This window comes from Gottfriedia acidiceleris (genome assembly GCF_004138285.1).
In the GTDB taxonomy this organism is placed as follows: domain Bacteria; phylum Bacillota; class Bacilli; order Bacillales; family Bacillaceae_G; genus Gottfriedia; species Gottfriedia acidiceleris_A.
The window spans coordinates 473,394-483,925 of sequence record NZ_SCFN01000004.1 but is presented as its reverse complement, the minus strand read 5'-3'; the positions used below and the strand labels follow the sequence as shown (position 1 = coordinate 483,925).

Sequence of the window (10,532 nt, the reverse complement as noted above, 5' to 3'; positions counted from 1 at the left end):
CAGCAGGGGCGACAGGTCTAGTAGGGGCGACAGGTCTAGTAGGAGCAACAGGCCAAGCGGGAGCAACAGGTCCAGCAGGGGCGACAGGTCTAGTAGGAGCAACAGGCCCAGCGGGAGCAACAGGTCCAGCGGGAGCAACAGGTCCAGTAGGAGCAACAGGTCCAGCGGGAGCAACAGGTCCAGTAGGAGCAACAGGTCCAGCGGGAGCAACAGGTCCAGTAGGAGCAACAGGTCCAGCGGGAGCAACAGGTCCAGTAGGAGCAACAGGTCCAGCGGGAGCAACAGGTCCAGTAGGAGCAACAGGTCCAGCAGGAGCAACAGGAGGTGGCTTATCAGAATTCGCATACATCTTCAATCTAACTCCTCAGACGGTTGCAGTAGAGGCAGATGTCATTTTTGATTCAAATGGAATAATGACAAGTGGAATTACGCATACCCCTAGTACCTCTCAAATTGCAATTATTACTCCGGGGATTTACGAAGTTACTTTCTCAGTGTCGGGTACAGAATCAAACCAATTTGCACTATTTGTAAATGGCTTGCCGGTTGCAGGTACGATCTATGGTTCAGGTGCTGGTACTCAGCAAAATAACGGGCAAGCTATAGTAGCTTTTGCAGCTGCTGATGTGCTTACTCTTAGAAATCATTCTTCAGCTGCAGCTGTTGGACTTGCAACTGTAATTGGAGGAACCCAAGCGAACGTAAACGCTTCTATTGTCATTAAAAAATTAAATTAGTTTCAAATAGTTTAGTATTTTCATTTAGCATTAACTCTTTAACTATTTTATTGAAGAGATGACAATTTAAATGTGCTCTGATTCGTTAACAGTGTACTCTTTATAAAGCCTTTTTTCTATAAAGAAAAAAGGCTTTTTCTTTGGATATATAAATAATCAAGAAATTTTATTAGTTGTTGCTGTTCTGTTAAGTCTTTTGCCTGTACTAAAGAATTAATTTTATCTGTAAGGTCATTTTTAATCTCTTCAGTGATTTGCATTAATAAATCTTGAATATCTTGATAGTGTAAATAAATTGCTACTTGAGTCCTCAATAGTGAAAAGACAGCATTTTTAAACATTTCTTTCGATCTAATTGTAAGTGGAGTTGCACTAATTTGTATCATTATAGACATATTATCTCTGAAGTTCTATTTCATCTTGTACACTAATAACATCTTATTGATAGTTATTTTATCGCATGATGAGGTGATATCTATGATTCAAAAATTACTACTTTCAATGGAGCAAATGATTTACATAATTCAAAATGGATTACAAAAAACGAATTCACCAAAACATATTACAATTATAGGTGCAGGGATTTCAGGTTTAGTTGCTTCTTCGCTTTTGAAAGAAGCAGGGCATCAGATTACCATTATAGAAGCGAATAACAGAATAGGGGGTAGAATTTACACAAAAAGGGAACCTTTTATAAATAATCAATATATAGATCTCGGGGCAATGCGTATCCCATCATTTCACTATTTAGTTTTAGAATATATAAAAAAATTTAATTTGCCAGTTAATGAATTCGTTAATAGTACCCCTAATGATTTAATTTACGTTAATAACGTATTAACAAATGATAAAAATTATAAAGCTAATCCTGACCAATTAAATTTTAATGTCTTTCCTAGTGAAAAAGGAAAAACTGCATTAGAGTTACTTTTGTTAGCAGTTGGTCCAGTTATTGATTTTATTAATCAAGATCCTGAAAAAAATTGGGAAATCATTATTAATATGTATGATCATTATTCAATGGCTAACTTTTTGAAATATAACCCTGTTGGTGTATCACTATCAACTGAAGCTATTAATCTAATTGAAACGTTTGTTGGATTAGAAGGATTTTCTGAACTTGCATTTACAGCCATATTAAGGGAAGTTTTAATCCTAATAACAAAAGACCTTAAACTTTACGAAATAACAGGTGGGACAGATCATCTTATAAATGGATTTTTACCACAACTTAAAGACTATATTATTACGAATCAAAGAGTAAAAAAAATTGTGCAGCAAGAATCAAACGTAACAATTTATACTGAAAATCAAATTCTTAATACAGAGCATCAACTTACTAGCGATTTTGTTATTTCAACAATTCCTTTTACTTTATTAAACTTTGTAGATTTACTTCCCTTTGAATCTATTTCATATGAAAAGAGGAAAGTTATTAGAAAAATACATTATGCAAATTCAACTAAAATAGCTCTACAATTTAAAACGAGATTTTGGGAAAAATATGGAATTCATGGTGGGAAATTAACTACTGATCTACCAATTAAATTTTCGTATTTTCCTAGCCATGGGTCTGGTACGTCGGTAGACACAGGTATTATGTTAGCAAGCTACACATGGGAAGATGATGCAAGTATTTGGAATAATATGACACAAGCAGAACGTATAAAAATTGCCTTGAATGATCTTTCGTATATATTTGGAAATGAAGTGTTTTCAGAGTTTCTAATAGGCTATTCACATGATTGGAATGAGTTTCCTTATTCTGGAGGAGCATTTGTCATGTTTAAACCCGATCAAATAAAAGAATTAGGTCAGTATATTAGTACGCCAGAAGGGAGAATTCATTTCGCTGGATCCCATTCATCTACTACACCAGGATGGATGCAAGGGGCAATTGAAGCAGGAATTAGAACAGCTTATGAGGTTAATAGTAGATAAATAATATTTAAATAAATTTAATAGATTTCCTTATGTAACTAAAGCAAGCTTTAGTTGAACAACATGATCGGCTGTATAGTCGATTTTTTTTAATGAACACAATGTCAGTTTAGTTAACACCCATTTTTACATATTTGATCTATTCATACAGTTCCAATGCTTAAACTGCAAAATTCGAATCTATTCTAAAATAATTTATCACGATCGTAAATTGACAATATAATTTTTGACTAACTTATTTAGCGAATTCCCACAAGTTTAAAATAGAAATTTTTGTATTCATGTTCTATTTATTTCTTAATTCTACATTTTATTTCAAATTTCTACATTTTACTACAAAATCTGAGCGTGGAACTGAAGCTTTGTTGGTCTCTTCTTAAAATAATCTACATGAGCAACGAAAAATTAACCCCAATTTACAGTGAATATAGGCCTAAGTACAATAAAAATAATAAATCTTATTATTAAGAAAATTCTTGATAATTAGGTTTATGACTTGGGTTTCGATTGAGCAAGTGAACTTCACTAATAGATTGTTCAGTCAATGGGGGAGGAAATATGAAGTATAGAAAAAAATTGTTGAAAAAAATGTCGTATATGGCGGTCTTCGGCCTTGTCATGTCAAACATGAATTTTGTATTTGCTGAGGAAAATAGTCATAAAAATCCATTCACAGTAAAAGAATCCGAACCAAAATCAGGAATATTTGTTACGAATGGTAAAGGGAACTTAAATTCAGCTAATTTGTCTCAAAAAGATCTGGATGCTTTGAATGAGAAAGGTAAAAAGATTATTGAGGCTGCAGTTGAAAGGGATAAGAAAAAGAAACTAGCAGATATGGCGAAATTGTCGAACCTAGAAGCGCATAAGCCAGATGAGAAGGTTTCGGTCATAGTTCAGCTTAAAGGTCAAACAGTTTCGGAGTTGACAGCAGCTGATCATGTTGGAGTCAATAAAATGTCTGTGACCAATGCTGCAATTAGTGTTCAAGAAGATATTAAAACGACAAAAAACCAAATCATGAGTGAATTATCAAATAGTAAAACGAAGAGTAGTAATAAACTAGAGTTTAAGCACGAATTTGAAAATATATTTAAAGGGTTTAGTATTGATAATATCAAATTCGAAGATATAGATTATATTAAATCATTACCAGATGTTCAAGCTGTTACATTACAACAAACATTTACACCAGCTGTTAATCAACAGCATGATTTGACAGGAATTAAAAATCTTTGGAATGGTTCTTCTTTAGGAAAACCGATTGGTTATAAAGGAGAAGGGATGGTCATTGCAGTAGTTGATACTGGCGTTGACTATACTCATGAAGCATTCCCAGATCCGAAAGATATGAGTAAAGCAAGAATTAAAAAGGGGAAATTTAAACGTCTAGATGGCACAACTTCACTAAAAGTAATAGACGGCTACAATTGGGCTGATCAAAATGATGATATCATCCCACGAGTGGAAGATCCAAATAATGCAACAAGCTCACATGGTGTCCACGTGGCAGGAATTGCAGCTGGATCTGGCCCTGTTATACAAGGTGTTGCACCAGAAGCGCAAATTATTGCTGAAAAAGTGTTCTCTGATCATCAAGCCGGTGCATTAACAGAAGATATTATTAAAGGAATCGACCATGCTTCTGCATTAGGAGCAGATGTGATTAACATGAGTTTAGGTTCATCTTCTTCCTTCGATACAAGAGACCCTAACGATCCATTAGGAATAGCGATTCGAAATGCAACAGATGAGGGACATGTTGTCGTTGTTGCAGCTGGAAATGCATCTAATGCATACTCAGATCGATCTGGTGGTCTGGGTGAAACAATAAAAATTGGACAAACTCCTGATTTAAATAAGATTGGTAATCCAGGTGTTTATCCAGATTCATTTACAGTTGCAGCTACAAATAATATTGTATCGAAACATACGTATAAATTTCATACAGACGAAGTTGATAATGATATTTCTGGCGAAGGTCTCGATGACTGGAATTGGCCAGCAGACAAAAACAAAGAGTATATATTAGTTTCGCTAGGAAAAGACAGTAGTGGAAATGAACGTATTGGCGTACCATCAGATTACAATGGTATAGATGTAACTGGTAAAGTTGTTTTAATAAAGCGCGGAACAATAAGCTTTGCAGAAAAAGTAGCAAATGCGAAACAAAAAGGTGCTGCTGGAGTAATCGTTTATAACGGAAGTTCTTCTCAACCAGCACCAGATCCACAAGGATTCGGAACAATTCCATTTTCATTTATTAGTTATGAAGATGGAAAGGCATTAGACGATATACTTTCATGTGGTGGCGGTGATGGCCCTGTTATTGGTCCACTTAGCACATGTGGAGGTGGACCAGTTATTGGACCACTAGATGCAACAACTCAGAAGTCAATCAAGTTTAAAATTAGTGACGAGAAAGTAAGCTCTGCATTCGCTGAATCGAACCCAGGACAACCAACGGATTTCACATCTTGGGGGACAACTAGTAATTTATTATTAAAACCAGAAGTAATGGCTCCTGGTCATGCGATTGTATCATCAGTTAGAACTGCTGATACGAATAAACACAATGCTTATGAGAGCGAAGATGGAACTTCTATGGCAGCTCCATACGTAGCTGGTGCAGTTGCAGATGTAATGCAAGCTTTAATTGATAAAGGATTTAAACCGGGAACAAGAGCTTTTGCGGAGTTATCGAAGAATTTAATTATGAATACGTCGATTCCAGCAAAAAGAGATTATGTCAATGGTAATAATTCAATTGACCGAAGTGACTATATGACTGAATATCAGCCTAGAAGACAGGGCGCAGGGATGATTCGCCCAGACCTTGCTGTGAAAACTCCTGTGGTTGTTACCGGCTCAACTGGTACTGGCAGTATTAGTTTGAAAGAAATAGGCAAAGATACAACATTTACACTAACTGCTTCAAATCTTTCAGATAAAGCTGTAACTTACAAATTAAATGGAACTGTGATGACGGATGTTTTAAAAGACGAGCTTAAGACAAATTCGGATAACATTCGTAGCCGATATTTAGATGATGCAAAATTATTATTTGATTTAAAAGAAATTACAATTCCAGCAAATTCAACTAAGCGAGTAACTGTTACTTTATCTTTAACAGATGCTACAGTAAAAAATACATTTGTTGAGGGCTATATTTATTTAACACCGACAGATTCAAATAACCCAACATTAAACGTTCCATATAATGGTTTTTACGGGAAATGGGATGAGCCAAAAGTCATCGATACACCAGATACTACAGATGTGTGGACTCAGTCAGGATTTGGTACACAATTAGCAGTTCAAACAGGTCCTTTTTATTTTGGGTACGAGGAGGTATTCGGTAAACCACATACACCGGCTCAAATCGCTTTAGGTGACAAGTTTTATGCTTTTGGTCCTGAATTCTCGCCAGTACCTGCGCTTGCTTTACTTCGAAGCGCACGAAACATAAAAATAGATGTTGTCGATAAAGAACATAATCTTGTGACTCATTTGGCAGATGAAGAATGGAATGTCAAAAATGATCCATATTCAGGTGGTATACCTGCTCAGATTTCAGCAAACTGGGTTTGGTATGCATATAATCAAGGACTACCTGTTCCTGATGGTCAGTATTACTTTGCGGTTACGGCAACAGCAGATGCACCTAATGCGAAACCTCAACCGACTGTTTATATACCGATGTATAAGGATACAACTGCACCGACTTTAAATTTATTACGATCAGCGGATTATGATGAAAAAATACATCCTGAAGTAACAAATACAGATAGCTATACTGTGCGCTGGACGATGGATGATGGAGAAGCTGGTGATGTTGACGGTAGTGTATATCTAGCCGTAAATGGAAGCGAGCCATTTACTACTTATAAATCAGATGTAAAGCATAATGCAGATGGCACATATGAATTAAAAGTACCTGGATTAAATGAAGGACGAAACATCATCACTATTGCTCCAATTGATAAAGTTGGAAATTTTGGTGAATATCATACCGTTATCGTTAATAAAACAAGTAATCATGTTTGGATTGATATGTATTCAGCTACTTTAGGCGACAACATTCCAAGTATGTACTGGACTGCTAACGTAAAACCTGGGGATAATTTTAGTTTGAACTTTAATGCAGTTGGACGTACAGGTGCTGTGAAAAAAATTCAAGCGGTCCTTTTAAAAGATTATTACGATAATAATACGATTGTTGGAGATCCGATCGATCTTGATCTAAATCAAGTGATGACGGAAAAACCAGCATATGGGGAATACAGTGAGTATTCGATTAAAGGACAATATACCGTTCCAAACGATTTACCTGCAGGAGAGTATGTTGTGAAGTATGTATGTTTAGCAGATGGTGAACATTGGAATGATACAGAAATTCCAGCTATTGGTATCGAGACATTTGTAGATACAGTGGCACCAACGATTTCAGTGAATGCGAATAAAATGAAAGCATTCGTAGAAAAGAGCGGGGATCCTGTTTCTCTAATGTTAAGTACGACAGTGAAAGATGAAATAGCAAATTCAAGAGGTTATAAAGTAGAAGTTGCTGTTGATGGTGGAACTAAAAAATCAATGGGCAGTATAACAACTTTAGATAGATCTGAACAAACGTTCCGATATCCAGTTGTGTTAGCAAATGGTGATCACTCAATCGAACAGACAACTACCGATTATATGGGAAATGCAAGCAAGATTACGATTGATGTAAGTGTTGCAGCCGATAAAGTAAATGTTAAAAATGGTGAAACAGTCACTGAACTTCCGATTGATGTTGTTCCATATAAAGATGCAAGTAGAAATCCAGAAATAAAACTTCAATATAATAAGACTTACCATGTAGAAAGTTTCGATCCATGGGTTGGAGGCTATCTTGTAACGCCTTATGGAAATAATAAAACATGGTCAGCGAATCCGGATTTAGCACCAATTTTATTAGTTGGTAATCAACAAAGAAAAGCTACAACATATTATTACCCCAATGCAATACCAGAGTGGGACTTACCATTAGGAGATGTATATGCCTTTAATGGTCCTGTTGGATATAATGATCCGGGCAGTATACCAGAAGGTGAAAGTACGTTCCCGGTAACGATGATTGACTATTTAGGTCACGAGACAACGATCCAAGTACCTGTCATCAAAAATCCGTATATACCAAAAGTAAAATTTGACAATGCAATTATTGATTCAACGGGTACTGCAACATTCTTTACTTATGATTCAACGTATGATGTAAAAGGGTCGATAACTGCGGTTGGAATGAATTTCTATGCTGAATGGGTTGATTGGAATCGAGCAGTAGCGGGAGAAGATAAATTCTATAAAAACTTATTTGATCCAACGTTAGAATGGAGAAGTGGTCCATATGACGATGGGTTAAACGAAGAAACTGGCGGAAATATCCCAACAGGATATAACAATGAACCAGGGGTAAAACCATTCAGTATGCCAACAGGTGAGTTAAAACCGGGAGCAAACTTTTTTGAAATAGATGGTGGAAGTACAATCGGTGAGAACCCTAGTCACCCATTTGCAGGGAACCATCCATTAGTTTTCAATGTGGTAGTCTATCGTCTTGGTGCTGCAGAAGCCGCTGATCAACCTCAAGCAACAAAAGCAGCGGAACAGTTGAATTGGGACAAGATAAAAGGTGGTAACACAGAGCAAACGAATGTGATGACTAATTTAGTGCTACCTTTCTATGATAAAAATAATCTAGCAGAAATTAGCTGGGAAAGTAGTGATCCGAGCGTCATCACAAATGATGGTAAGGTATATCGAGCAGATAAAGATACGAATATCACACTAACAGCTACTGTAACTGTAGGTGCTGCTACTGCTGTTAAGACGTTTAACCTAAAAGTGAATGCGAAAACTCAAAATGATTCACAGGCTGTTGCTGAAGATTCTTCATCAATTACTTGGGATGTTATTCGAGCAGGTAATACAGAACAAGGTGATGTATCACAATCTTTATCATTACCAACTAGAGGATCAAATGGTTCAGTAATTACATGGACTTCTGATGATCAAAAGCATATTACAAATCAAGGACGCGTGTACCTACCGTTATTTGACGAAGATGATGCACACGTGGAACTTGTTGCAAAAATCACACGAAACAGCGGTATATTCTACAAAACGTTCCATCTAACGGTTCTAAGAGATACACAACACGCAGATCGAACAAAAGTATTACGTGTGTATCAAGGATTAACAACTGACAAATTACTTGGCGAAAACACAAGTGATTTGGACGTTACAAAGGATTTAACGTTCCCGACAACTTTTGGAAAAGACGGTGTCGAAATTCGATGGGAATCGGACATGCCAGACGTTATTGCAAATGATGGAAAAGTGACAAGACCTGCTCAAAATCAATACGTTCCAGTATACGCTTATATAAAACTAGGTGATGCAAGACTTGGGAAAATGTTTTATTTCTTTGTAAGAAGCAAAGATTCTTCTGACGAACCAGCTGTTTTGGCAGCAAAATCATCGGTTGTTTGGAATTTGATTAAAAATAATAATACAGATCAAAATTCTGTAACATCTAACTTGAATTTACCAACAAAAGGGACGAATGATACAACAATTAGTTGGTCTTCAAGTAATCCTTCTTTCATTAAAAATGATGGAACAGTGACAAGACCTAAATTTGAGCTTGGTAATCGTCCTGTTACGTTAACGGCAACTATTAAGAAAGGAAATGCGAGCACGACGAGAGAATTTTATCTGACAGTATTAAGACAAAATTATGAAGAGCCACCAGTATCAACAATCAACACAATTGATGACAATGACACAAGTATTTCAGGAACTACGCTAGCCAATGCAAATATTATTGTGAAAAATAAAGAACTTGTAGTAGGAACTGGAAAAACAAATGCTGATGGAAAATTTGTCATAAAGATAAGCCCACAAAAAGCTGGCACAGTTTTAACGGTATATGTCCAAGGGCTACAAAGTAAATCAGTAATTGTATTAGATCGTACGGCTCCGAATGCACCAAGGATCTATCCAGTTGATGACAATGATACATCAATATCAGGTAGTACCGAAGCAAACGCATCGATTACGATTAGCGTACAAAATAAAGTACTAGCAACAGGAAAAGCAGATTCAAAAGGGGCATATCGAATTAAAATAAGTAAACAAAAAGCTGGTACAGCATTAACCGCATATGCAAAAGATCAAGCTGGAAATAAAAGTGCTACAGCAAAAGTGACAGTATTAGACCGTACGGCACCTAATGCTCCAAGGATTAATCAGATTGATAACAACGATACATCAATATCTGGTACGGGCGAAGCAAACGCATCTATTATTGTTAAAAATCAAAACAAGATTATTGCAACTGGAAAAGCAGATACAAAGGGAGCATATCGTATAAAGGTAAGTAAACAAAAAGCAGGCACAATTCTAACAGTCTATGCAAAAGACATTGCAGGAAATCAGAGCGCTGCATCTAAAACAAAAGTGTTAGATCGTACAGCTCCAAATACACCGGTCATCTCAAGCTTGAGTGTAAGTTCCAAATATGGTGTGGAAATTAAAGGTAAAGCAGAAGCTTATTCAACAATTGTTGTAACAATAGGGAATAAAACTGTTGCAAAAGCAAAAGTATCAAGTAAGGGTACATTTCATGTGAAATTACCAAAACAAAGTAAAGGTACAAAAACTATTACTCTATACGCAATTGATAATGCTGGAAATAAAAGTCATTCTGTAAAACGAACTATAAAAGTTAAGTAATGGTAGTTCAATGTAATTAAAATGAAAAGATGTCTCAAATGATTCGTATCATTTGAGACATCTTTTCATTTTATTAGC

3 protein-coding genes and 1 pseudogene are annotated in these 10,532 nt (G+C 36.1%); 3 read left to right on the top strand and 1 reads right to left on the bottom strand.

Going from position 1 to position 10,532, the window contains the following annotated elements:
- A partial coding sequence (locus EP747_RS08830; RefSeq protein WP_165346930.1) for a BclA C-terminal domain-containing protein occupies positions 1–737 on the top strand: 737 nt, incomplete at its 5' end.
- Positions 738–856: 119 nt separating this feature from the next.
- On the opposite strand, the pseudogene EP747_RS08825 reads toward EP747_RS08830, so the two are convergent.
- A pseudogene (locus tag EP747_RS08825) lies at positions 857–1,033 on the bottom strand (TetR/AcrR family transcriptional regulator); the annotation flags it as partial.
- A gap of 181 nt (positions 1,034–1,214) precedes the next feature.
- Between EP747_RS08825 and EP747_RS08820 the strand changes: the two are divergent.
- Positions 1,215–2,678 carry a flavin monoamine oxidase family protein gene (locus EP747_RS08820; protein ID WP_235832792.1) on the top strand — a complete coding sequence of 488 codons (1,464 nt, stop codon included), beginning with the start codon at positions 1,215–1,217 and terminating at the stop codon, positions 2,676–2,678.
- Between the two features lie 558 nt (positions 2,679–3,236).
- Complete coding sequence (locus EP747_RS08815; RefSeq protein WP_129689539.1) at positions 3,237–10,454, top strand: immunoglobulin-like domain-containing protein; 7,218 nt, start codon at positions 3,237–3,239, stop codon at positions 10,452–10,454.
- Positions 10,455–10,532 lie beyond the last annotated feature (78 nt).